This is a genomic window from uncultured Campylobacter sp. (assembly GCF_937959485.1).
GTDB lineage: Bacteria > Campylobacterota > Campylobacteria > Campylobacterales > Campylobacteraceae > Campylobacter_B.
In genome coordinates this window covers 27,949-52,846 of record NZ_CALGPY010000004.1, presented here as the reverse complement: position 1 = coordinate 52,846, position 24,898 = coordinate 27,949, and the positions used below count along the sequence as shown (strand labels likewise).

23 protein-coding genes are annotated in these 24,898 nt (G+C 47.4%); 10 read left to right on the top strand and 13 right to left on the bottom strand.

What is annotated here, in order from left to right; all coding sequences use genetic code 11:
* Window positions 1-89: 89 nt before the first annotated feature.
* Both Q0380_RS00950 and Q0380_RS00945 read right to left on the bottom strand, forming a co-directional pair.
* On the bottom strand, window positions 90-668 hold the full coding sequence (locus Q0380_RS00950) for an NAD(P)H-dependent oxidoreductase (RefSeq protein ID WP_298959025.1): 579 nt from the start codon (window positions 666-668) through the stop codon (window positions 90-92).
* A 95-nt stretch (window positions 669-763) separates the two neighbouring features.
* Window positions 764-1,402 carry a Type 1 glutamine amidotransferase-like domain-containing protein gene (locus Q0380_RS00945; protein ID WP_298959022.1) on the bottom strand — a complete coding sequence of 213 codons (639 nt, stop codon included), beginning with the start codon at window positions 1,400-1,402 and terminating at the stop codon, window positions 764-766.
* A gap of 126 nt (window positions 1,403-1,528) precedes the next feature.
* Here Q0380_RS00945 and Q0380_RS00940 point away from each other — a divergent pair, with 126 nt between their 5' ends.
* Window positions 1,529-1,765 carry a hypothetical protein gene (locus Q0380_RS00940; RefSeq protein ID WP_298959019.1) on the top strand — a complete coding sequence of 79 codons (237 nt, stop codon included), beginning with the start codon at window positions 1,529-1,531 and terminating at the stop codon, window positions 1,763-1,765.
* Window positions 1,766-1,789: 24 nt separating this feature from the next.
* Here the strand turns inward: Q0380_RS00940 and lpxD are convergent, their stop codons facing one another.
* From lpxD to Q0380_RS00920, 4 genes are all read right to left on the bottom strand, one after another.
* Window positions 1,790-2,740, bottom strand: coding sequence for a UDP-3-O-(3-hydroxymyristoyl)glucosamine N-acyltransferase (gene lpxD, locus Q0380_RS00935; RefSeq protein ID WP_298959015.1), 951 nt, complete (start codon window positions 2,738-2,740; stop codon window positions 1,790-1,792).
* A gap of 31 nt (window positions 2,741-2,771) precedes the next feature.
* Entirely contained in the window at window positions 2,772-3,242 is a 471-nt protein-coding gene (gene ilvN / locus Q0380_RS00930; protein ID WP_005870631.1) for an acetolactate synthase small subunit, read from the bottom strand.
* A gap of 1 nt (window position 3,243) precedes the next feature.
* Complete coding sequence (locus Q0380_RS00925) at window positions 3,244-4,938, bottom strand: acetolactate synthase large subunit (RefSeq protein WP_298959011.1); 1,695 nt, start codon at window positions 4,936-4,938, stop codon at window positions 3,244-3,246.
* Between the two features lie 441 nt (window positions 4,939-5,379).
* Window positions 5,380-6,102 (bottom strand): helix-hairpin-helix domain-containing protein, encoded by a 723-nt coding sequence (locus Q0380_RS00920; protein WP_298959008.1) that lies wholly within the window; start codon window positions 6,100-6,102, stop codon window positions 5,380-5,382.
* A 112-nt stretch (window positions 6,103-6,214) separates the two neighbouring features.
* Between Q0380_RS00920 and pta the strand changes: the two genes are divergently transcribed.
* The 3 genes from pta to Q0380_RS00905 all read left to right on the top strand — a co-directional run bounded on the left by pta (window position 6,215) and on the right by Q0380_RS00905 (window position 10,190).
* Window positions 6,215-7,813 carry a phosphate acetyltransferase gene (gene pta, locus Q0380_RS00915; protein ID WP_298959005.1) on the top strand — a complete coding sequence of 533 codons (1,599 nt, stop codon included), beginning with the start codon at window positions 6,215-6,217 and terminating at the stop codon, window positions 7,811-7,813.
* Complete coding sequence (locus tag Q0380_RS00910) at window positions 7,813-9,045, top strand: acetate kinase (protein ID WP_298959004.1); 1,233 nt, start codon at window positions 7,813-7,815, stop codon at window positions 9,043-9,045. The genes pta and Q0380_RS00910 overlap by 1 nt, the downstream gene beginning before the upstream one ends.
* Window positions 9,046-9,566: 521 nt before the next feature.
* Entirely contained in the window at window positions 9,567-10,190 is a 624-nt protein-coding gene (locus Q0380_RS00905; protein WP_298959001.1) for a hypothetical protein, read from the top strand.
* A gap of 243 nt (window positions 10,191-10,433) precedes the next feature.
* Here the strand turns inward: Q0380_RS00905 and Q0380_RS00900 are convergent, their stop codons facing one another.
* From Q0380_RS00900 to Q0380_RS00870, 7 genes are all read right to left on the bottom strand, one after another.
* Window positions 10,434-11,606 (bottom strand): HAMP domain-containing sensor histidine kinase, encoded by a 1,173-nt coding sequence (locus tag Q0380_RS00900; RefSeq protein WP_298958999.1) that lies wholly within the window; start codon window positions 11,604-11,606, stop codon window positions 10,434-10,436.
* The gene (locus tag Q0380_RS00895; RefSeq protein WP_298958997.1) at window positions 11,599-12,261 is read right to left on the bottom strand and encodes a response regulator transcription factor; all 663 of its coding nucleotides are present in this window, start codon (window positions 12,259-12,261) and stop codon (window positions 11,599-11,601) included. The genes Q0380_RS00900 and Q0380_RS00895 overlap by 8 nt, the downstream gene beginning before the upstream one ends.
* Window positions 12,261-12,494 carry a hypothetical protein gene (locus Q0380_RS00890; protein ID WP_295153321.1) on the bottom strand — a complete coding sequence of 78 codons (234 nt, stop codon included), beginning with the start codon at window positions 12,492-12,494 and terminating at the stop codon, window positions 12,261-12,263. The genes Q0380_RS00895 and Q0380_RS00890 overlap by 1 nt, the downstream gene beginning before the upstream one ends.
* A 432-nt stretch (window positions 12,495-12,926) precedes the next feature.
* Window positions 12,927-13,916 carry a methionine ABC transporter ATP-binding protein gene (locus tag Q0380_RS00885; RefSeq protein WP_298958993.1) on the bottom strand — a complete coding sequence of 330 codons (990 nt, stop codon included), beginning with the start codon at window positions 13,914-13,916 and terminating at the stop codon, window positions 12,927-12,929.
* 44 nt (window positions 13,917-13,960) lie between these two features.
* A complete protein-coding gene (locus Q0380_RS00880) occupies window positions 13,961-14,947 on the bottom strand; it encodes a diaminopimelate dehydrogenase (RefSeq protein WP_298958990.1) in 987 nt (328 codons plus the stop codon).
* 58 nt (window positions 14,948-15,005) lie between these two features.
* Window positions 15,006-15,152, bottom strand: coding sequence for a hypothetical protein (locus Q0380_RS00875; RefSeq protein WP_298958987.1), 147 nt, complete (start codon window positions 15,150-15,152; stop codon window positions 15,006-15,008).
* A 40-nt stretch (window positions 15,153-15,192) separates the two neighbouring features.
* Window positions 15,193-17,844 (bottom strand): valine--tRNA ligase, encoded by a 2,652-nt coding sequence (locus Q0380_RS00870; RefSeq protein ID WP_298958984.1) that lies wholly within the window; start codon window positions 17,842-17,844, stop codon window positions 15,193-15,195.
* 234 nt (window positions 17,845-18,078) lie between these two features.
* On the opposite strand from Q0380_RS00870, the gene Q0380_RS00865 reads away from it, so the two are divergent.
* The 6 genes from Q0380_RS00865 (at window position 18,079) to Q0380_RS00840 (ending at window position 24,796) form a co-directional block, all read left to right on the top strand.
* Complete coding sequence (locus Q0380_RS00865) at window positions 18,079-18,855, top strand: MetQ/NlpA family ABC transporter substrate-binding protein (RefSeq protein ID WP_005870677.1); 777 nt, start codon at window positions 18,079-18,081, stop codon at window positions 18,853-18,855.
* A 114-nt stretch (window positions 18,856-18,969) separates the two neighbouring features.
* A complete protein-coding gene (locus Q0380_RS00860; RefSeq protein WP_291936931.1) occupies window positions 18,970-19,794 on the top strand; it encodes a peptidylprolyl isomerase in 825 nt (274 codons plus the stop codon).
* 233 nt (window positions 19,795-20,027) lie between these two features.
* A complete protein-coding gene (locus tag Q0380_RS00855; RefSeq protein WP_298958981.1) occupies window positions 20,028-20,627 on the top strand; it encodes a DedA family protein in 600 nt (199 codons plus the stop codon).
* 315 nt (window positions 20,628-20,942) lie between these two features.
* A complete protein-coding gene (locus Q0380_RS00850; RefSeq protein WP_005870686.1) occupies window positions 20,943-22,349 on the top strand; it encodes an aspartate ammonia-lyase in 1,407 nt (468 codons plus the stop codon).
* A 291-nt stretch (window positions 22,350-22,640) separates the two neighbouring features.
* Entirely contained in the window at window positions 22,641-23,984 is a 1,344-nt protein-coding gene (locus Q0380_RS00845) for an anaerobic C4-dicarboxylate transporter (protein ID WP_298958978.1), read from the top strand.
* A gap of 284 nt (window positions 23,985-24,268) precedes the next feature.
* Window positions 24,269-24,796 carry an NAD(P)H-dependent oxidoreductase gene (locus Q0380_RS00840; protein ID WP_298958974.1) on the top strand — a complete coding sequence of 176 codons (528 nt, stop codon included), beginning with the start codon at window positions 24,269-24,271 and terminating at the stop codon, window positions 24,794-24,796.
* Window positions 24,797-24,898 lie beyond the last annotated feature (102 nt).

Genomic DNA, 24,898 nt, shown 5'->3' with positions numbered 1-24,898 from the left:
TTTAAATTTAGATCAAATTTAATGGCACAAAGGGCAGGGTAAAATTTCTACTGTCTAGCTTATAAATTTGCGCTAAAGTCTGCTTAAATTTAGCCGAAAACCCTTTTTAGATGCGCTTCGTAATCTCTCATAAAACGCTCTACATCAGGATTTTTAACGACGTCGTTGCACATAAAAGTAGGTAGCCTTTTCGTGCCTAAAAACTCATTTGCCTTATGAAAATGCAGATAAACGCCGTCTACGCCCGCGCCTTCAAAAAAATCGCCCGGCTTCTCAAACGCCTGAAGCGGCGCATTCCAAGTGACGCTTAGCATGTGTGATTTGCCCTTTATCAGTCCACCCGTGCCGTAGCCGTCGTTTGGGCTCGCGCTGTGCCGCCCATCGTTTGCCACTATCTTGCCTATGCCGCCCATAAACACCTCGTCTACGTACTTTTTGACTAGCCAAGGCTCACCCATCCACCACGCGGGCATCTGCCAGATCACGGCATCCATCCATAGAAATTTTTCTACCTCGCCCTCTATATCGTAGCCCTCATGTATCGTAGTTTCGCGCGTTTCGTGTCCTAGGGCCTGCAGCGTCTTTTTGGCTAACTCGTGCAGCGTCTTGCTTAGCTTGCCGCCATTGCCGTTAAACGGCGCTCCGCCGTTAATCAGTAATATTTTCATTTTGATCCTTTTGATTAAATTTATCCGTTAGCAGTTTACCGCACTTAAATTTAAATTTCACCTCACAGCCTTATGCGCGAATGCAAGCGTAAATTTTACTTCTGCGTCGCAGTTTGGCGCCCTAAAATTTCAAATTTATCGCCGTGCACCGCGATCGCTTCGGCGTTATTTATCGGCGCCAAATTTAGCTTGCCGCCGTAAGCTTTTAAAATTTTAGCCGTGCTTTGCACGAAAGGCTCCTCGCCGTAGTGCACTACTGGATAGAATTTAACAAGATCTAGCCCGGTTTGCGCTGATACTAATTCACTACCACTCGCATCATCCATCATGGCTGCGTACTCCACGCTGGGAGCTGCGATCATAGCGCCAGCCGACTCGCCCACGTACACGAGCTCGCCGCTTCGGACGCGATCTGCGATGAGGCCAGTAAGATCTTTCTTTTTTAGCTCGCGCAAAAGATAAAAGGTGTTGCCGCCGCTTACGTAAAGCACCTGCGCCGCGCTGATCTTTGCCTTGGCTTCGGCTTCGCTCGCTTTGGAAACGTCTAAAATTTGAACCTCAAAGTCCATTTCGGCAAACGCCTCTTTCGCCTCGTCCACGTAGTCTCGGTACTCCTCTACGTTTGCGGCGGTCGGGATGAAAAGTACCTCTTTAGCGCGGATATTTTGCCTCGCATAGTCCTCAAAAAGCGTCGCCGCACCCGCAAAATAGGAGCATAAAAACATCTCTATCATTGTTTTTCCTTTCATTAAATTTGCGCTGATTTAAAGCGCTCGTAAAGCTTGGCCGCAATGACTGCGAGCAAACGTATTTCAAAACGAGTAGATTAAATTCTACCGCGCCCACAAAGCAAGCACACGATGAAAAATGGCGCGGGCAGAATTTCGCCGATAAAAGGGCAAAAATTTACCGCCGCAGCGATTACAAAATACACCAAAGCACAAACGGCAAGGCAAACCACTCCACAATCGCCAACTGCCTGGCGATTTCAAACTTCACTGAAACGACGCGAACCAATCAAATCGAGCTGGCTAGAGGAGTCTATCAGAGCGAACGATCAAAACTATCAAATCAAGCCGATCAACCGAACCGACTAAAGCAAGTCAGCCAAGGCAAAACGGCTAGTGCTTTTTATCTTTAAAAAATCTAACGATCTTAGCCTGCAGCTTGAACCACTCGCTAAGCTCCATTATAGGCTGTCCTGCGTAGTTTTTGCCGCCCGCCAGATCTTTGCTTATGCCGCCGCGCGCCGCGATCTGAGTGAAATCACCCACGTTTACGTGCCCGCCGCTGCCGCTCTGTCCGCCCATCACGACGTTGCGTCCGAGCGTCGTCGAGCCCGCAAGCCCAACTTGAGAGACGATGAGACAGTTTTGTCCGAGCTCGCAGTTGTGCCCGATCTGAACGAGATTGTCGATCTTGCTGCCTCGCTTAACGATCGTCGAGCCGAATACCGCGCGATCGATCGTCGTGCACGCGCCGATCTCGACCTCGTCTTGCAGCACGACGTTGCCGTTGTGATAAATTTTAACGTGCTCGCCCGTTTTGGTGTGTGCGTAGCCGAAACCGTCGCTTCCGATGACGGCGTTTGCGTGGATTATGCAGCGCTCGCCGATGATCGTGTCATTGTAGATGACGGCGTTTGCGTGGATCACGCAGCCGCTTCCGATATGCACGTCATCGCCGATATACGCGCCGCTTAAGATGACGCAATCCTCGCCGATCGTAGAATTTACGCCGATATGCACGTTCTGCCCGATCTGTGCGCTGGCGGCGATCTTTGCGGGCGCGCCGCTACGAATGAGCGGCTTAGCAAAATGCGCACTTAAGATCGCAAAGGCTAGATGCGGATTTTCGCACTCCAGCGCTCGCACGCCGCTTGGAACCGCAGTGCCGCACTTTACCAGCACGGCGGCTGCTTTGGTGGCGGATAAAAATTTCTCGTTTTTGTCGCTATCGCAGTAGCTCAGCTCGCTTTCGTTCGCGTTTTGAAGCGAATTTATCGCGGTAATCTCCGCATCCGCTCCGCCAAGCTCAATGTTTAAAATTTCGGCAATTTTGGATAATTTCATTTACGCTCCTTTGATTAAATTTTATCGCCGCTTACATATCCAGCGCGACGCTACCGCCGCGGACGATGTCGATCGGATTGTATTTTTTTATCGTCTTTAAAAAGCCGTCGATGCGGTCTGCGTCGTCGCACGCCATGATGACGATCTTGCTGTCGTCGCTGTTTGCGATGCTGCCGTTGTAGGCTTTTAAAACGGCGTCAAGCCCCGCTAAATTTTCGCCCAGCGCGATCTTTACCAAAACCATCTCCTTTTCGACGAATTTTGCATCCTCGATGACCTTGTAGACGGGGATCAGTTTATGAAGCTGCTTAGTGATCTGCTCTATGACGCGCTCGTCGCCCGAAGTGACGATGCTAAGGCGCGATAGACCGGTATTTGGGATCGGTGCAACGGTGAGGCTATCGATATTATAGCCGCGCCCCGCAAAAAGTCCCGAGATCCGCGACAAAACGCCGTGCTCATCGGTAACGACGACCGATATTACTCTTCTTATGCTATTCATCCTACGACTCCTGCTCAAAAATCATATTATAAAGCGCGCCGCCTGCGGGCACCATCGGCCAGACGTTTTCGAAGCGATCGATCTTGGCCTCGATGACGCTTACCTTTTTGCTAGCAAGAGCCTGCTTCAGCGCATCTTCAAATTCCGCTTTGGTGCTAACGCTAAAGCCCACGCCGCCAAAGCCCCCCGCAATTTTTACGAAATCGGGCTGAGAGCTAAGATCGGTCGATGAGAAACGCTGCCCGTAAAACAGGCTCTGCCACTGCCGCACCATGCCTAAGAAATTGTTGTTTAATACGATATTTACGACGTTTAGGCCGCTCGCGCTCGCCGTCATCAGCTCTTGGATATTCATCAAAATAGAGCCGTCGCCGCTAAAATTTATAACCGGTCTATCTCCCGCATAAGCCTTCGCGCCCAATGCCGCAGGAAGACCGTATCCCATCGTGCCCTGCCCGCCGCTACTTAGCAGAGTGCGTGGCTTGCAAAACGGATAAAACTGCGCAACCCACATCTGATGCTGCCCCACGTCCGTAGCGATGATAGCGTCCTCGCCCGCGATTTTTGCGGTGCTTTGTATAACCCACTGCGGCTTTAAAATTTCATCGCTGTCGTTAAATTTAAGCGGGTGAATTTCATCGTATTTGCGGATGAGCTCGCGCCACTGCTCGAAATTTGCAGGGCTAACCTCGCTTTTAATGCGCGGCAGCATCTCTTCTAGCACCGATTTCACGTCGCCCACGATCGGATAATCCGCGTTTATGATCTTTGAGATCGAGCTAGGATCGATATCGATGTGGATGATCTTTGCGTTTTTGCCAAATTCGCTAAGCTTGCCAGTGACGCGATCGTCAAATCTCGCGCCCAAGCAGATTATCAGATCCGACTCGCTAAGCGCCATATTTGCGGCGTAGCTACCGTGCATACCGACCATGCCGAGGCGGTTTTTATCATCGCTTCGCATAGCTCCCAGCGCCATAAGGGTTTCAACGACAGGGATCTGCGTAAACTCGCTAAGCTCGCGAACCAGCTCGCTTGCGGCGGCGCTGATGACACCGCCGCCGATGTAGAGGATAGGCTTTTTGCAGCTTGCGATTAGCTCGACGGCTTTTTTGATCTGCTTAGCGTTGCCCTTATAATTCGGCTTGTAAGTCTGCATCTTGATTTCGCTAGGATATTCAAAAACGCCTAGCTTCGCCGTCACGTCTTTTGGCACATCGACATGTACGGGTCCCGGTCTGCCGCTGCGAGCGACATAGAAAGCTTCTTTTAAAATTCTAGGCAGCTCTTCGATCGTTTTAACTAGATAGTTGTGCTTGACGCATGGGCGCGAAATCCCGATCGCATCGATCTCTTGAAAAGCATCGGTGCCGATAAGCGAGGTCGCCACCTGACCGCTGATAAGCACGATCGGGATGCTATCGGAATACGCCGTAGCAAGCCCCGTAAGGGCGTTCGTAAATCCAGGACCGCTTGTGACGAACGCCACGCCGACCTTGCCGCTAGCGCGCGCATATCCGTCCGCAGCCATCGCCGCGGCCTGCTCGTGGCGCACCAAAATGTGTCTGAAGTATTTTTGTCTGTAAATTGCATCGTATATGTTCAGCGCCGCGCCGCCGGGATAGCCGAAAACAACCTCTACCCCCTCCTGCCGCAACGCCTCCACGATCATCTGCGATCCGCTAATTTCTTTCATACGCCCATCCTGTTTCGTTGGAATAATTTTGTGATTATATTATTTTGTAAATTAAATTTCACGAATTTTAGGCGCTAAATCGGGTAGAATTTCAAATTTAATAGCGGCGCGGACGGGGCAAAATTTCGGAATTTAGCGAGAGTAGAAAAGGCAAATTTAAAATTTATCATGCAGCTGGATTTCGGATTTAAAATTTTAAAGTGCAGATTTGTTTCGACCAAACGCGGCACGGAATTTTTAACGTAAAATTTTAGCTTGAAATTTTACCATGCGAGGCTTGGATTAAATTCATAAAATTTTTTGGAATTTTATCGTAGCGTGGAGCGACGCCAGCGTAAATTTTAAATTCTACACTACCAAAATTTTAAAATTTAGCCGTAAATTTAGGGCGGGCGGAATCTCGATTTAAAATTCTAAAATTCCGCCCGCGTAAAATGAATTTTAAAACCCTCTATCTACCTGCACGCCTACGCCCACGCTAGCGCAGTTGCCGCTTTGCGGATCGCAGTCGCCGAAGCTTGTGACGCTACTGGATCTTTTCGAGCGGATCGTTCCCATATGCATAGGCACCGGCATGTTACGGCGTGAGCTTCCGCCAATCTCGCTATCGCTCATACTATTAGAACTTCTCCTGCGAGAATAATCATCGCGCGGAGGTGGCGGTGGCGGAGGAGGTGGTTTTATACCTCCGTGCGGAGGTGGTGGCATGCCGCCAGGAGGCGGGGGAGGAGGCGGCATCATGTCGCCGTGCCTACCATATCCTCGCGGAGGAGGCGGCGGTAAAGTACCGGTCTCTGTGATCGTGATGCCATTGCCGTAATTTTCAACGCGTTTGTAAGTAGAGCCTCCGTAAACCGTGCGGGTGCGGGTCTTTTCGACTACGACTATATCGCGATCAGGCTGCACCGGCTGCTGCACATTAGCTCTAGGCGATATTTCAAAGCTCTTCTGCAGTTTGGCGGTATCGTAACTTGCAAAGCCGTTGATACCCTTTAGCTCATCTGCACTTGAAATTTCGCGCTTTTGGCGGTATTGCATAAGCATATCCGCCCTACCCGCATCAAGCCCACCGATCGTCATCAGCTCGTAGCGACTAGCTTCGTTTATGTTGATTTTCGCCGCGGCAAGGCTCACTAAAAGAGCCAAAATCACTAAATTTTTCATGTGTGCTCCTTTGTTGGAAGTTACCAAATTCTAAACCCTCACGATAAATCTTTGATTAACACGCAAGCAAAATTTTGCTACAATTGCCTATCTTATTTCAAAGGATCAACCGATGAACGGAATTTTGCTCCTATGCGACGAGCCTGTCGCCTACCAATCCGAGCTAAAAAAACTAGATAAAATTTTATCCATGAGCTTTCACAACGTTTTGCAACTTTGCATCGCTGGCGACAATGCCCTTTTTAGCAGGAGTGAGCTTGAAAGAGCACTCGCGGACGGGCAGGATGAGCGCGTGCGAAAGGCGGCGATAGAACGCTTTGCACAGATCCTAAAGCAGTGTAATTTCGTACTGGTTCGCGGCGCCGCAGGAGCCGATATGCGCGAGCTAAATTTACAAATCGCCAAGGATCTAAATATCTCTGTTTGCGGATTTTATCCTAACGAAATCGCCGCGCGCATCGGCGAGCGCACAATCGCTGCAGCAAAAGCGGTAAATTTCGCCAGCGTATATGAGGATAAAATTTCATTTTCCGCGCTAAGATCTGCGCAAGAGGGTGCAAATTCTAAAAAATCGGAGCTTTACGGTAAAAATTCTGCCTGCGAAAAGGGCGCAAAATTTCACGACGAAAATTCCGCTTGCCAAAGCGACGCGATAGAGCTTGATAAAGTCATTGCCGACAAAAGCTACTTCACGGACGCCGCAAACTCCACGCGCTGTGAAATTCTAACCCCATTGAAATTTGAAAGCAAGCTCTACGCCAAGGCTCGCGCGAACGTTAAAACCGTCGTACTGCCCGAAAGCGACGATGAGAGAATTCTACGCGCGGCTGCGATTATAAAGCAAAGCGGAGCTGCAAATTTAATCCTTTTAGGGCGGCAAGACGAAGTGCAAAAAAACGCGCGCGAGCTAGGTCTTGATCTAGCGGGCGTTAAAATTTTAGATCCGCAGACGAATGCGAGCTTGGAAAAATTTGCGCACGATCTTTATGAGCTTCGCAAGGCGAAGGGTATGAGCGAGGCGCAGGCGCGCGATCTCGTTCGCGACCGCACCTACTTCGGCACGATGCTCGTGTATGAAGGGTTGGCCGACGCGATGGTAAGCGGTGCAAGCACGACTACTGCTGAGACGATCCGCCCCGCGCTTCAGATCATCAAGACAAAGCCCGGCATCGCGAGCGTTAGCGGCGCGTTTATAATGTGCCTGGATACGCAAGCTCTGCTTTTTGCCGACTGCGCCGTAGCGCCGAGCCCGAGCGCGGAGTATCTGGCGGGTATCGCGATCTCAAGCGCCGCGACCGCAAAGGCGTTCGGGCTTGAGCCGCGCGTAGCGATGCTAAGCTACTCCAGCGGCGATAGCGGTAGCGGAGAGTGCGTGGAATTTATCAAATCGGCGACGCAAAAAGCGCGCGAAAAGGCGCCCGAGCTTCTTATCGACGGGCCGCTGCAATTCGATGCCGCAGTCGATGCCGCAGTCGCTAAGAAAAAAATGCCGAATTCGGCGGTCGCAGGGCGCGCGAACGTATTTATCTTCCCCGATCTTAACTGCGGAAATATATGTTATAAGGCCGTTCAGCGCACCGCAGGCGCCGTGGCGATTGGACCGATCTTGCAGGGCTTAAAAAAGCCGGTAAACGATCTAAGCCGCGGCTGCAAGGTCGCCGATATCGTAAACACGATACTTATCAGCGCCATTCAAGCAGGAAAGAATTAATGGATATCCTAGTCATAAATTCCGGTTCGAGCTCGGTTAAATTTAAATTCCACGATATGCTAAATCACGCCTGCATCGCAAGCGGGCTCATCGAGGAGATCGGCTCGACGCACGCAAGCGGAAGCATCAATTGCGCCAACGGACGAAGCATAAAGGTTGAAAACGAGCAAATTCCAAATCACGAAACCGCGATTGCGATTGCGATTGATCTTTTAAAACAAAGCGGAGTAATCAAAGATCTAACTCAAGTAGGCGGTATCGGGCATCGCATCGTTCAGGGTGCGGATTATTTCGACGCTCCTGCGCTCATAGATGAGGATGTAATGGCTAAAATCGCCGAGCTTGCGCCGCTTGCGCCGCTACACAATCCCGCAAATTTAGCAGGCATCAAATCCTGCCTAAAGATCGCTCCGAAAATTCCAAACGTAGCGGTTTTTGATACGATCTTTCATCAAAGCATCCCGCCGTATGCGTATATGTACGCGCTGCCGTATGAATTCTACGAAAAATATAAGGTTCGCCGCTACGGCGCGCACGGCACATCGCATTGGTTCGTCTCGACGATGGGGGCGAAATTTTTACGTAAGAAATACGAAAACTTCAACGCCATTACGCTACATCTTGGCAACGGCTCTAGCGTAAGCGCTATAGAAAACGGCAAGTGTATCGACACCTCGATGGGGCTAACGCCGCTTGAAGGCATCATCATGGGCACCAGATGCGGCTCGATCGATCCTGCGATCATCCCATACATCGAGCGCGTCGCGGGCTACAACGCGCAGGATATGGACGTCATAATGAACAAAAAAAGCGGACTTTTGGGCATCTGCGGCGCAAGCGATCTGCGAAAAGTATATGAAAAGATGGAGGATGGCGAGCCGCGCGCGAAACTTGCGTTTGAGATGCTAGTTTACAGCGTCGTTAAGATGATCGGAGCGTATTATGCCGTGCTCGGGCGTGTGGACGCTTTGATCTTTACCGGAGGTATCGGCGAGAACGCGCCGCATTTTAGGCAAAATGTCTGCGAGAGACTCGCTCATATCGGCATCGAAATCGATGCGACAAAAAACGCCAAAAATACCGGATCGATTAGAAATTTAAGCGCGGCGGATAGTAAAATCAAAACGCTCGTAATCCCTACCAACGAGGAGCTGGCGATCGCTGAAGCTACGGTCGATACGATCAACAAAAATTCCGCGCAGATCGACTATCAGAAATACTCGGAATTTTAAATTTTATCTAGCGGGATTCCGCGGTTATTTTGCGAGCAGCGACGCCAACTTGCCTTTTTTGTTAGGCAATTAAATTTTGGGTCTTGGCTGTGAGCTTGCATGAAATGAAAGGGCTTTCTTTATTTTAGTAGCTTTCTCGCTCCGACGATACAAGAAATTGCCACGCTACGCGCGGGTTTAAATTTTATTCGTCGCTTCGATAAAGCTTAAATTCTTCCTCGGAGGGGGCGGAGCAGAAGGGGCTATACTTGCGAAGCGCCCTTTTACTTTGCTTCGGCTAGCAACCGCAAGCAGGTCTACCGCCCAAACCCCCGCCTAGATCACTGCGTGTTAAAGGCGGCGAGATTTTATTTTTAAACAAAGCTTTGCTCGGTTAAATTTAATAAATTTTATTTCAAATTTGACCGCAAAATTCCAAAGCAAGTCCTCGTCGTGAAATTTTACCGAACGATAAGGCATAAAATTTTAAAATTTAGCGCAAGCCGGGTTTTGGCACGCAAACTTTATTAAAGGAGCGAACGATGAGCGATCTGCCGAATTCTCAAGGCGCGCAAGAGCAAGAGGCGTCATATCCCGATACGAAATTTACTAAATTTTTCGGGCGACTTTACGCGGCGGTTTTTGCGCTGTTTGCGATCACGGCGCTTAGCGTATTCGTGCTACCCGAAAATATTTTAGACGTAAGCGCGGCATGCGCGGACTTCGTTGGATTTATGAAGCGGTTTTTTCCAAACATCGCCGCAATCGGCAAAATAAGCCCGCATACGCAGCTTGCGGAATTTTACGTCGCGGTATTGTGGGTACCTATTTTAACGGCTTTCGCGCTAAGCTGCGTGTATTGTCCGATCGCCACATTCTTATACAAAAAAGAGCTTCCCACCGTCAAGACGCAGCTATTTGTGATATTGCTCGCTATACCTTTCGCTTACTGGGCATTAAACAATTATTTCTACGCCGATTTTGCCGTAAACGGCATCCCGCGCAGAGTAGGCAGCGGACGAATATTTCCTACTTTTGCGAGCAGAGAGAGCCTATTTGGCTGGATATCGTTTTTCACAGCCACCTCGATGTTTATGAGTATGCTTGTCGTGATTTCGCTTAGCGATATAGTCCACTGGATATATCTATCGAGAAATAAAAGCTAAATTTTATAAAATCATGGACGAATAAAATTCCGCACCAATAACTTTCAGGGTCATTTTACGAGCGCAAAGCGAACGACTGATAAAATTCCGCGCTCCGTTTTAGAACAAAAACAAGCGACGATTAAATTTAAACGCTCCAGCAATTAGAGCCTTTTTGCGCGGAATTTAAGCGACCAAACTACGATTAAATTTAAACCGCAAGCAGCCGCTTTTAAATTTTAAATTTCACTAAATTTTAAAATTTTACTCTCGCCACGTAAGGCGAAAGGTCGTTATCTCGCCCGGCACGCTATCGTAGGAGATAGAAAAGGAGTATTTTTTGCAGACCTCGCTTACGATGCTAAGCCCGATGCCAAAGCCGCCCTCGCTTGAGTTGAAGCGCGCAAAACGCCTGAAAATTTCGCCGCCCTTTTTCCTATCGATCCCCTCGCCGCTGTTTGAGATCGCCAGCTCGCCGCGCCTTAGCCGCACATCCACGTAGCCGCCTGCGTTTGCGTATTTTACGGCGTTGCTTAGCAGATTATCGATCAGGCGTGAAATTTCATAGATGTTTGCGTTCATGCTCGCATCCGAAAGATCGGTTTTAAGGCTTAGTTTGCGCTTTTGAATAAACGGCGCGAAATATTCGCAGCGCGAAGCGACGAGGCTTTTTAGATCGATCGAGCTAATCTCACCCTCCTTTTTCATGCCGAAGGTCAAAAACACGAGATCCTCGTAGATGCGAGAAAGCGTCTTAGCGGCAAGATCAATATTAGCGACGCGCTTGGCGTTGTATTCTCCAAGCTCTGCGTGCCGCATCGTCTCAACGCTCATGGAGATGATGCTAAGCGGAGTGTTGATCTCGTGGGTACTATCTTTGATGAAGCGATTTAGCGTGTCGATCTTATCGTAAAGCGGCTTGGTGCCTAGCCGCACCAGATAAAACGCCACGGCTAATATCACGCCCAAAAGCGCTATCATCATCGCTGCGGTTTTAATACGAAGCGTTAAAATTTCGCCCTGCACGCTACTTCCAAGCAGGATGATTTTAGCCTTGGAAAAGGCGTTTCGCTCCTCCATATTTTGCAGATTCTCATAAATTCCTAGCCTTCCGCCACTTATAAATTCCGCCTTTAGCTTCGCTTTATCAAGCGCTCCGAGCTCGCCACTGCAGCCGTAAATTTCATCAGAGTTTGGCTTAAATATACACGCACTCACGCCCTTTTCGCGCTCGAAGTCCGCTAGTGATTCCAGCCCGTCCATGCTCGCTTTCATATAGATCATCATTTTGATCTCTTTTAGCTCTTTTATCCTGTGCGAAAGTAGCGCGGCTTCGTTCATACTGTAATTTATCTTGAAAAAATATCCTAAAAACAACGCGCTTGAAATGAGATATAAAGATAAAATTTTAAGCGTTAAAGCGCTCTTTTCAGACATACAGATACCCTGCGTTGCGGCGATTTATGATGTGCTCTTCGCCTAGGACGCGGCGTAGATTTTTGATATAAGTTCGTAGCGCTTCCTCGCTCGGAGTTTCGTCAAAAGCGTAGATCGCGGAGAAAATTTCATCCTTGCTCAAAAGCCTGTTTTTATTTTGCAAAAAAAGTGCCAGCAGCTCACGCTCTTTGTTTGAAAGCGCGACGGGCACGCCCGATCTGCGTAACTCTTTGCTTGCAAAATAAAATTTAAACTCGTCGTCAATAGTTACAAAATCATCAAAATTATGGCTGAAGTTTCGCTTTATGAGTGAATTAACACGCAGTAGTAGCTCTTTTAGTTCATACGGTTTTTTGAGATAATCATCGCAGCCGCTTTTAAAACCGACTTCAAGATCATCAAGCGTATTTAGCGACGTGGCAAATATCGCGGGGGTACGATCGCCGCTCTTGCGAAGCTCTTTTAAAAGTGAAAATCCGTCGCCTTTGGGGATTTTTACGTCAAAGATAAAAAGATCAAATTTTTGTTCATAAGCAAGATCCGCGGCGCTTTGAGCGTCGCTGCAAACGCATACGTCAAAGCCCGCGTCTTTTATATATTCGCCGATGAGATCGCAAAGGATCTCATCGTCCTCTACGAGTAAAATTTTACTCACTACATCTCTTTTTTCATCTCTTTTTTCATTTCGCCTTTCATCTCATCTTTCATATGTTTACCCTCTTTCATAGCATCCTTGTGCATATCCTTCATATCGCCTTTCATCTCTTTCGCACCATTATGCATTGACATATTGGCATCCTTCATCTCATCTTTCATGCCCATGTCGGCAGCTACGGCAAAAGTGCCAGCAAATAGCGCACTAAGCGCAAACAAAGTAAGTTTTTTCATTACGTACTCCTTAAAAGAAATTAGCGGAATTATACTTCCGTAAAAGTGAAGTATGTGTGAAATTCCGAAAAAATTCAAATTTAAATTTAAACGCCTGTAAATTCAAATGCGGCGCGGCTTAAATGCGCTCGGTCGGTCGCGATCTCTGAAATTTAAATCGCCTCGCTACGGCTAGTCAAATTCTAAACGCAAATCAAAGCTAACGAGGGCGCACGCCAACAGCGCATCACCGAGCTTGCTTTACCGCGGCGAGATAAAAATTTAAACCGCCGGCGAAACTGATTAAATTTATTATGCCACGACACGCACGTCAAATCAAAAACGCGCCGAGCCAGCCTTTGAGTCCGCGACCTCGCGCGAGCTTTTAAATTCGCTATGCCGCGTAAGCTTTTAATTTAGTGCGGCGCAAGCGCACAGGGCGCGAAATCGCACCTAGATCGCGGCGCAGCTTTTGATCTCATCCTCGCTTACGATCTCGTAGATCACGCCCGCGTTTTTGATAAACTCCTCCACGCGCGCGACGTGTGAGGGCTCTACGTTGATCACGAGGCTTCCGACGACGTTTTTATCAAGCCGCTCGAGCTTGCCCCAAACGATGTTAAAATTTATCTCCAAAGCGCGCGCCATATGCGTGATCACGCTGTCAAACGCAACCGCGGGCGGGAAAAAGAGCCTGATATTCACGCCGCTTGCGGGCAGCACCTCCTCCTCGCCCAAAAACTCCTTCATATTCTCATCCGGGTGCAAAAACAGCGAGACGATATCGCCCGAGTTGCTCACGCGCCCGCCCTTAAGCAGGATCGCGCGCTGCGCGATGCCCTTTACGACCTCCATCTCGTGCGTAACGAGCACGATCGTGATGCCTAGCTCGCGATTGATACGGCGCAGAAGTGATAAAATTTGAGCGGTGGTGTTGGGATCAAGCGCCGAGGTCGCCTCGTCGGAAAGCAAAATTTTAGGGCTTAATGCAAGCGCGCGCGCGATTGCCACGCGCTGCTTCTGTCCACCGCTAAGCTCGCTAGGATAGGCGTTTGCTTTATCTGCAAGCCCCACGAGCTCCAAAAGCTCGGCTACGCGCCGCTTCGTGTGGTCTTCGGAATGGCCCCAAAACGCAAGCGGCGTGGCGACGTTTTGCGCGACGCTGCGGCGGCTCATAAGCGCAAAGTGTTGAAAAATCATACCGATATTTTTGCGCAGCTCGCGGATCTGCGCGGCGCTTAGCTCTCTTACCTCCTTGCCCTCTACCTTAAGGCTTCCTTCTTGATAGTCCTCAAGGCCGTTTATGCAGCGCAGCAGCGTGCTTTTACCCGCGCCGCTGCGACCGACGATGGCAAAAATTTCACCCTGTTTCACCTCCAGGTTCACATCGTCGATCACGCAAGTCTTGCCGTAAAATTTCTTTAAATTCTCTATCTTTATCACTCAAAATTCCTCGTTCGTAATTCTGCCGAAACGCCTCCTGAAATTTATAAAATTTCGCGCCTTAGCTCATCTGCGCTCTTTGGCGAAAGAAGCGCCGGAGCGATGTCAAACACGCTAAACGCGCCGCGCTCGCCCCTTTGCGCCAAGCGATACGCCGCGCGGGCGTAGGCTACGAGCACGCTTGCGGTAAATTCGGGATTTGAATCAAGCTTTAGCGAAAACTCGATCAGGTGTTTATTTTCGCCGCGCTCTCCCGTCGCTCCGCTTCGCAAGACGAAGCCTCCGTGAGGGATGCCGCCGTGCTCCTTTTTAAGCGTCGCAAGACCCACGAAATGCACGCTCGTATCATAGTCGGCGAAGTAGTTCGGCATCGTTTTTATCTCTTGCTCTATGCGCGCTTTATCGGCGCCGTCCTCGGCCACGACGTAGCACTCGCGCAGGTGTTTTTCGCGCGTGCTAAGTTTTGGATTTTCACCCGCGCGAACTCGCTCTAGTGCGCTATCTATCGGCACGGTGTATTGGCGCGCGTCCACGACGCCCTCGATCCTGCGGATGGCGTCAGAGTGGCCTTGGCTCACGCCTTTGCCCCAAAATGTATAACTGCTGCCGTTTTGCAGCACACTCTCGCCAAATAGCCTGTTTAGCGAAAACAACCCTGGATCCCAGCCTACGGCGATGATGCCCACCTTTCCGTTTTTTTTAGCGGCGGCATCTACCGCGGCAAAATGCTCAGGGATTTTTGCGTGCGTATCGAAGCTATCGACGACGTTAAAATCTTTTGCAAACTCCGGCGTCTGAGTCGGCAGATCCGTCGCACTACCGCCGCAAAGAACTAAAACGTCAAATTTGCCCTTATGCGCTAAAATTTCATCCGCGCTGAATACCGGCGCACCGCATGTTTTCACGCTGTGCGGCTCGCGACGAGAAAACACCGCCGAAAGCTGCAAATCCTTGCTATTTCGCGCGGCAAGCTCCACGCCGCGACCTAAATTTCCATATCCCAAAACCGCTATTTTTATTTTTTCGCTCATCTTTCATCCTTCAAATTTTAAAATTAAGCGCGCAAAACGGCGCGCCACCGATGAAATTTTACCTTAGTAGGAAATAATAAATCACGTATAACCAACTTAAAAATCCGTGGATTATCGCCCACATTACGCTTTTATTGACTCCCCATGATAGTGCGACGGCTATGACCGTGCCTAATGTAAATCCACCGATACTACCTTTTGACATATTTTTCTCCTTGATTTAAATTTAGACTCAAACGAGCGGACTACTCGCCAAACGCCTTTAGCTCGTCACATACTTTGGCAAATTTTTCCTGCGCGCTTTGCAGCCCTTCGCGGTTGGCTTCAACTACGGCTTGCGGGGCGGAGGCCACGAATTTCTCGTTATTTAGCATGCCTGAGAGCTTTTCGATCTCTTTTTGCAGCTTCGCTTTTTGCGCGTTAAGGCGCGAAATCACGCCGCTAAGATCGACCCCCTCAAGCGGCACGAAGCTTTCTAACCTCTCGCTCACGTCGCGGGCGGAATTTGCGATGTTTTGCTGCGTAAATTCCACCTCGTCCACCTTGGCAAGCGTTTTGATGTAGTCCGCGGCGGCGCTTAGATCGACTGCCGATTTGACGTAGGCTTTTGCTACGCGCGCATTGCCGAGCTCGATCGTCGCCTTTGCGCGGCGAATGCTAACGATCGCTTCGATAACGAGCGAAAATAGCTCTTCGATCCGCTCGTCGCGCCCACCCGGCTGCGGGTATCGCATCACCATGATGGAGCGTGCGTCTTGCAGCTTCGTGCCGCTTAGCTCCTGATACAGATACTCGCTTAGAAACGGCATAAACGGGCTAAGCAGCTTCATCGCTTCTTTAAAAATCATCCCTAACTCACCGATCGCGGCCTTGTCCGCCTTACTAAGCTCGATGCCCCAGTCACAAAACTCGTCCCAAAAAAACTTATAAAGCTCAGTCGCAGCGTCGTTAAAGCGGTATTCGTCCAAATTTTCCCGCACCGCGCCCACGCAGCAGTTAAAGCGCGAAAGCATATATTTGCCGAGGCTCGTTTTGATCCGCGCCACGTCCAAATCATCGAATTTAGAAGCGTTTAAAAGCAAAAATTTGCTCGCGTTATAGAGCTTATTCGTAAAATTTCGATATATCAAAAGTTTATCGTCGCTAAGGCGCAGATCGCGCCCCTGCACGCATAAAATCGTAAGCGTAAAGCGCAAAATATCGGCGCTAAATTCATCGATTTTTAACAGCGGATCGACTACGTTTTTGCTCGATTTGCTCATCTTTTTGCCGTCTTTATCCTTAACCAAGGCATGCAGATAGACGTCGCGAAACGGCAGCTCGCCCATGGCGTTTTGGCACTGAAACATCATGCGCGCGACCCAAAAAAACAAAATGTCAAAGCCCGTAATCAGCATGGTATTCGGATAAAATTCGCTCAAATCCTCCTCAAACCACTTCTCGTTTTTTAGCGCCTCGCCGTTGCCCCAGCCAAGCGTGCTGATCGGCCAAAGACCGCTTGAAAACCATGTATCGAGCACGTCAGGGTCTTGAGTAAAATTTTTGCCGCCGCATTTCGGGCAGGCATCGTGGCTCTCGCGCTCATCCGCCCACTGATGACCGCAGTCGCAGTAAAACACTGGAATTCTATGCCCCCACCACAGCTGGCGACTGATACACCAGTCCTTCAGCTCGCGCATCCAGGCGTTGAAGCTATTGATCCAGTGCTTCGGGAAAAATTCCGCCTCGCCGGAATTTACCTTAGAGATCGCCTCTTTTGCGATATCTGCGCGCACGAACCACTGCTGCGAAATGTACGGCTCGACGACGTTTTTGCAGCGGTAGCAGTAGCCGACTTGATTTTCGTAGTCCTCGATTTTTTCGATAAAGCCCAGCCTCTCAAGCTCCGCTACGATCTGATCGCGCGCGGCAAGTCGCTCTAAGCCTTGAAATTTACCGCACTGCTCGTTTAAAATTCCTTTTTCGTCAAATACCGTGATAAAGCCCAGCTCGTGGCGCTTGCCGACCTCGTAGTCGTTGGTATCGTGCGCGGGCGTGACCTTTACGGCGCCCGTTCCGAAGCTCATATCGACGTATTCATCGGCGATGATCTCTATCTCGCGGCCAATTAGCGGCAGCACGACTTTTTTGCCGATCAAATTTTTATAGCGTTCGTCCGCGGGATTTACCATTACGGCGGTGTCGCCGAAGTAGGTCTCGGGGCGCGTCGTCGCAACAACAATGTAGTTGCGGCTCGTCTCGCTCGAATCTTTGCAAGAGTTTGAATTTTGCTCGTCCGCAAAGTAATAACGCAAGTGATAAAGTTTGCCCTTGTTCTCCCTGTGCTCTACCTCCACGTCGCTTAGCGCGCCGTCGTGCGTGCACCAATTTACCATGTAGTTTCCGCGCACGATGAGCCCCGCGTCGTATAAATTTACGAAGGCTTTGCGCACGGCGTTTTTGAGCCCCTCGTCCATCGTAAAGCGCTGTCTGCTCCACGCGGGCGTGACGCCCAGGCGCTTCATCTGCTTTACGATCTGCCCGCCGCTTTGCTCCTTCCAATGCCAAACGTGCTTTAAAAACTCTTCGCGCCCGATCGTTTCTTTTTTGATCCCTTGCGCCAAAAGCTCGCGCTCGACGACATTTTGCGTCGCGATGCCTGCGTGGTCTAACCCCGGTTGCCAAAGCGTGCGGTAGCCGTCCATTCGCTTGTATCGCGTCATAATATCTTGCAAGGTAAAAGTGAGAGAATGCCCGATATGAAGCACTCCGGTGACATTTGGAGGGGGCATCATAATGCAAAAGTTTTTGCCTTTTTGCTGGATATCTTTATTGCCGTCGATCTCGAAATAACCGCGCTGCTCCCAAATTTTATAAAAGCTCTCCTCTACGGCTTTCGCGTCGTAAAAATCTGCCATTTTCAGCCTTTTTTTAAAATTTTGAATTTTGCGATTTTAGCGGAATTTTTGTAAAGCGCTCATTAAAGCGTGCCAATTCTGCATTATACAATAAAATGTAGTATTTAAATATATATAGAAATATCGAATTTTAGAATATTTTAGATAAAATTTTAAAAAATCATATAAAAACACTTGACTTTAAAAATTCTACCTGCTATAATACCGCGAAATTTTAACCAAAAGGATTAAATTATGAAGAAATTTCTTCTCGCTTCGCTTCTTAGCGCCAGCGTCGTCAGCTTCGCTCTTGCCGAAAAAATCGTAGTCGCCGCTACTCCGATACCGCATGCCGAAATTTTGGAGCAGATCAAGCCCGATCTAAAAGCCCAAGGCTACGATCTTGAAGTAAAAGTTTTCAACGACTACGTAACCCCGAACCTCGCTACCGACAGCGGCGACGTGGATGCCGGATTTTTCCAGCACGTGCCGTATATGGAGGAATTTAACGCTAACAAAGGTACAAAATTAAAAGCGACCGTGGGCGTGCACTTAGAGCCGATGGGCATCTACAGCCATAAGATTAAAAATTTAAAAGATCTCAAAAACGGTGCCAAAGTTGCCGTGCCGAACGATCCGACTAACGAAAGCCGCGCTCTTGATCTGCTCGTAGCCGCGGGGCTCATCGAAGTTGATCAAAACGCCAAGCTTCGCACGCCGCTGGACGTCACAAAAAATCCTAAAAATTTAGAAATTTTAGAGCTTGAAGGCGCCGCGCTTCCACGCACCCTGGGCGATGTCGATATTGCGGTTATCAACTCAAATTTTGCCTTTAACGCAAATTTAAACCCGATCAAAGATTCGCTATTTTTAGAAAAGGCTGAGGGCAACCCTTATACAAATGTTATTAGCGTTAAAGAAGGCAACGAAAACAGCCCTAAAATCAAGGCGCTAGATAAAGCGATCCAAAGCGAGAAAGTGAAAAAATTTATCGAGACGCAATATAAAGGCGCAATCATCCCGTCGTTTTAACTCCCCTCTTTTTAAAATTCGGCGCAGGATTCGCGCCGAATTTGCTGGCATTCGCTATTTTATTTACTATCTTTTTTTATAATTGCGCGAAATTTACCGAATAAAGGAAAAATAATGAAAAGAATTTTATCTTTCAGCTTTGTTGCCGCTATGGCTATATCTTCGCTTAATGCAGGCGTTTTGGCTACTGCAAAAGACGCAAATATCACTATTACGGATGAGGATGTTGCACCGTTTTTGGCTCAAGGTATGCAGCACGGCGGACAGGAACCGACCGCCGATGAGAAGAAAAAACTAATCGATGATCTGATCAAATACAAACTTCTAATCGCAGAAGCGAAAAAATCAGGCATTGAAAACAGCGACGAATATAAACATCAGCTAGAGCTAGCTAAAGATGGCATCGCATTTAATCTATGGCAACGCGAACAGGCTAAAGACGTAAGCATCAGCGACGAGGAAGCTAAAAAAATTTACGATGAAAATAAACAAAATTTCATGCAACCAGATTCCGTTACCGCAAGTCATATCTTAGTAGCAGACGAAAAGGCTGCTAAAAACGCGATTGCGAAGCTATCAAAAGTCAAAAAAGAGAATTTAAAAGAGGAATTTAATAAACTAGCTAAAGAAATTTCAATCGATCCAAGTGCGAAAGAAAACGGTGGCGATTTGGGCTCTTTTGGCAAAGGGATGATGGTGCCGGAGTTTGAAAAAGCGGCGTTTGCGCTAAAAGATGGTGAGATGAGCAAAACGCCGGTAAAGACGCAATTCGGATATCATATAATCTACAAAGAAAGCAGCAAAAAGGCTGAGACTATGCCGTTTGAAAAGGTAAAAGATCTCATCAAAAATCAATTACTTCCAAGCAAAGTAAACAAAAAAATCGATGACAAGGCTAATGAGCTATTCGGCAAACTAAACATCGAATACGCAAAATAGTTTTAATTTTAAGGCGCGAGGCTATTAAATTTATATGCAAGTTCGCTACGGTGGCAACTTGTAAGGATAAAATTTAGCCCGCGCTTTTGTTTTATATGAGCTAAATTTTGTAAAATTAAGCTCGCTCTTGTATCGCCGGATTGTTAAATTCTAAACTTATTCGCTTTGCCGATGCTAAATTTCGCGAAATTTTAAGCGCAGCCGGTTTTTACACATTAAATCAAGGAATTCAAATGCTTTCTAATATCGTAAATTTTATCGTAGAATTTGTCGCAGGTTGGGGATACCTTGGCATTTTTGTGATGATGTTTTTAGAAAGCAGCTTCTTTCCTTTCCCAAGTGAAGTCGTGATGATCCCTGCGGGCTATCTGGCCTCAAAATCGCAGATGAGCTTTGCTCTAGCATTTGTTTGTGGGCTTGGTGGTAGCATTACCGGCGCGCTGTTTAATTACTATCTATGCTACTTTTTTGGACGTAAGATTATCGCTAAATACGGCAAATACGTAGGTATCACCGAGGAGAAATTTGCAAAATTCGAAGCGTTTTTTAACCGTCATGGCGAAATTTCAACGTTTAACTGCCGCCTAATCCCTGGCATCCGTCAATACATCAGCCTTCCTGCGGGGCTTGTAAAGATGAATGTCGCGCGCTTCGTGCTATTTACCGGGCTTGGAGCTGCGATTTGGACACTAATACTAATGAGCTTGGGATATTTCATCGGCGAAAACGAGGAGCTAATCAAGCAAGATCTGCATCTAATTACGATCGCTTTGTTCGCCATCGTCATTATAATCTCGCTCCTATATGTTTATTTTATAAAACGCAAAAAATAGCTCCGCACTAGTAAATACAAATACAATGAAAAATTCCATTTTATCGCCTTTAAGTTCAAATTTTTCAAATTATAATTTAAGCTAAACAAGAATTTTTATAATTTCACTTTCATAATCTGCGTGCAATACGATATTTCTATTAAAGTGTAATTATGCCTTAGTAGCGAATTCCAAAATATTTTTTAAGTAAAATTCTATTTAAAGCCTTAAACAATCATACTAATTTCTAAATTTTAATTTTTCGTTACGTTTTAAGCTGCTTTTAATACTAAAAGCTTTAAAATTCCATTAACAATTTCAACGAAAGGACTTATTATGGCAAAGACCAGAAAAGAACACGATTTCATCGGTGAATTAGAAATTTCCGACGATTTTTACTACGGTGTGCAAACATTTAGGGCACTAGAGAACTTCCATCTAAGCGGACGAGCGCTCAAAGACTATCCATTTTTTATCAAAGCATTTGCGCAAATCAAAAAAGCAGCTGCACTAGCCAATAAAGAGGTCGGAGTCCTAGACGCACAAAAAGCCGATGCGATTGCAAAAGCTTGCGACAGGCTCATCGCAGGAGAGTTCAGAGATCAATTCGTAGTCGATATGATCCAAGGCGGCGCCGGAACTTCGACGAATATGAATACCAACGAGGTCATTACTAACATAGCTTTGGAGAGCATGGGACACAAAAAGGGCGAATACCAATACCTCCATCCAAACGACCACACAAATTTGGGTCAAAGCACCAACGATACCTATCCTAGCTCGATCAAAGTCGCCGCTTACGCCAAGCTAACCGATCTATTAAAAGCTATGGAAAATTTGAAAAAAGAGCTTGAAGTTAAAGCCAAGGAATACAAAGATGTCATCAAAATGGGAAGGACGGAGCTTGAGGACGCCGTTCCTACTACTCTTGGAAATACTTTCAACGCTTTTGCTACCTACATCAAAACCGATATCGCGCTTATTAAAGCTGCTAGAGAGTCGATGACTTACCTAAATATGGGCGCTACGGCGATTGGTACGGGCATAAACTGCCACCCTGATTACAAAAACGTAGTCGAGAAAAAACTGGGCGAAATCACCGGCGTTAAATTTAAAGCCGCAGAGGACTTCATCGCCGCCACACAAGACACTGCGGACTTCGTCCACGTTAGCGGCGCGTTAAAAACAGCAGCCGTCCGCCTAAGCAAAATCGCAAACGACCTACGTCTTATGAACTCCGGTCCTAGATGCGGACTGGGCGAAATCGAGCTTCCTAAGATGCAACCGGGTAGCTCCATCATGCCGGGCAAAGTAAATCCAGTCATCGCCGAGGTCGTAGGCGAGGCTTGCTACGAGGTAATCGGCAACGATGTTACGATTATGCTTTGCTCCGAGCGCGGAGAATTCGAGCTTAATGCGTTTGAGCCTGGCATCGCATATGCGCTATTTAACTCGATTGTGCTTTTGGAAAATGCGATGAATACACTAGCTGAAAAAGCTATCAAACATCTAAAAGCAAACCCTGAAGCTTGCCTAAAATCGGTGCTAAATTCTGTCGGTATCGTTACTGCATTCAATCCTTACATTGGCTACGAAAAATCCGCAAGTATCGCCAAAGAGGCACTTCAGACCGGAAAATCCGTCGGCGAAATCTGCTTAGAGCGCGGATATTTGAAAAAAGAGGAGATCGATAAGATCCTAGAGCCTAAATCTATGCTCAACCCACATATGAGCAAAAAATAGTTCCAAACTAGGTGCGGCGCGGAATTTCGTCGGTTAATTTAATAGGCGAAATTCCGCAAAGTAGAATTCTATTCTAATATAGATAAGATTGATCGTGCAGAATTCCGTAGATGCAGAATTTCATCAAGTTAGATTTAGCTTCCGTGGAGTAAAATTCCACTTGCGAAATTTTAGGATAAAATTCCGCATAGAATTCCGACCACTGAATTATAAAGATAATTCGGATTTTACCTGCTGAAATCTTTAGAATTCTACGCGCCGTTAAAAAATTACTTTATAAGGAGTTTTGCAATGGACTTTATGGTGATATTGCAATTTATCGTTTTACTAGGCGGCATCTACCTAGGCGTTAAGCTAGGCGGCATGGGCGTCGGTTATGCAGGCGGCTTGGGCGTTGTCGTCCTAGCCATTTTGGGCATGAAGGTCGATATGAAGGATATCCCGATTGATGTTATCCTAATTATCGCATCGGTAATCTCCGCGATTACAGCGCTGCAAGTCGCAGGCGGACTTGATTATTTGGTTCAGGTAGCATCTAAAATTTTAAGGAAAAATCCTAAGCAGATCAACTTCCTAGCGCCTATCGTTACCTATCTACTTACGATACTTGCGGGCACCGGACATACTGCGTTTTCTATGATCCCGGTTATCGTCGAGGTCGCAAAGACGCAGAACATCAAACCTTCCGCTCCTCTTGCGCTTTCGGTCGTTTCATCTCAGGTAGCGATCACTGCGAGCCCTATTTCAGCGGCGTTCGTCGCCATGAGCGGCTTGTGCGAGAAGCTAGGCGTTAGCTATCCTAAGCTTTTGTTTATCTGCATCTCTACTACCTTCGTAGCTATGATCATCACGGCTTTCATCGTAAATAAATTCTACGATCTCGATCTTTCAAAAGACCCTGTTTACAAAGAGAGGCTTTCAAAAGGTCTTGTAGCCGAGATCAAAGCCGAGGAGTATAGAGAGCCGAAGCCTTACGCAAAAAGATCGGTTGCGATATTTGCTGTCGGCGTTTTGATCGTCGTTTGCTATGCACTTGCGATCTCAAAGAGCGTCGGCTTGGTAGAAAAACCAATCCTTTCAAGAGATAGCGCGATCATCAGCTTTATGCTAACTATCGGCTTTCTTATCGCTGTTTTATGCAAGATCGATACGGGCAAACTGCTCTCTACCAGCACTTTCCAAAGCGGTATGAATGCGTGCATCTGCGTCATCGGTATCGCATGGCTCGGTACTACTTTTGTTAACGGTCACATCGACAGCATCAAAGAGGTAGCTAAAAACGTCGTTACGCAGTATCCTTTCGTACTGGCTATCGCGCTATACTTCCTAAGCTGCTTGCTATACTCGCAGGCTGCGACCACAAAGGTTATGATGCCTGCCGTTGCCGCTGCGCTTGGAATGACCAGCCCTGAAAATTCCGGTCAAATTTGGATCTTAGTCGCATCGTTCGCAGCCGTTTCAGGCTTGTTCGTGCTCCCTACCTATCCTACGACGCTCGGCGCGATCGCCATGGACGATACCGGAACGACCAGAGTCGGTAAATTTGTATTTAACCACTCATTCTTCCTTCCGGGAACCATTATGGTTGCGCTTTCGGTCGCTCTAGGATTTTTAGTAGCTCCTGCGCTAATCTAAGATTAGTATTCCTTTCATTTGCGCCGAATTTTTCGGCGCATTTTTCATACCATTTAAAATTTTTAATACAATCTAATAGATAAAATTCTATCGATTTTGGGGTCTGCCATATTTGCTTATAAATTTAACTTCTAATCGCATGCAAAAAACTACAAGTCTTCCGGTAGTATTTGAGTGGAAGTAAAATTTTATTTGAAATTTCATACCCATATTATGCTAGATGATAAATCAAAATTTCAGCTAAAAAACGTATAATGTAAGAAATTTAAAAACAAGGAGAAAATATGAAAAATCTCATCATCATCGCTCATCCCGATATGGCAAGCTCGCACGCAAACAAGGCGTGGCGCGAGGTAGCCAAAAAGCAAGCGGATAAATTTGATATTCACGAAATTTACGCTGCTTATCCGAACGGCAAAATAGACGTAGCGCGCGAGCAGGAGTCACTTTTAAGCCACGATAAAATTATCATTCAGTTTCCACTTTATTGGTACAGCTATCCGCCGCTTTTAAAGCAATGGTTCGACGATGTATTTGCCCACGGCTGGGCTTACGGCAGCACCGGCGACAAGCTAAAAGGTAAAGAATTCGCCCTAGCGATCACTATCGGCGACGAGCGAAACAACTATAAAAAAGACGGCACGATCGGATTTGGCATAGAGGAAGTTATCACACCTTTTAAATGCGCGATGAATTTTACAGGCGCCAAGCTGCTGCCGTGCCACTTTGGCTATGGATTTTCATTTCATCCAGATAGCGAATATATCGCAAAAAGTGCAGAAAAATACGAAGAATTTTTAGCAAAATTTTAAAATTTACAAAGGCAAAATCGCTTTTTTAGTCGCGAAATTTTATTTTAAAAAGTGGCGGATGAAAATAGTCTCGTTTCATCCGCACTGCTCGGCACGCCTCGC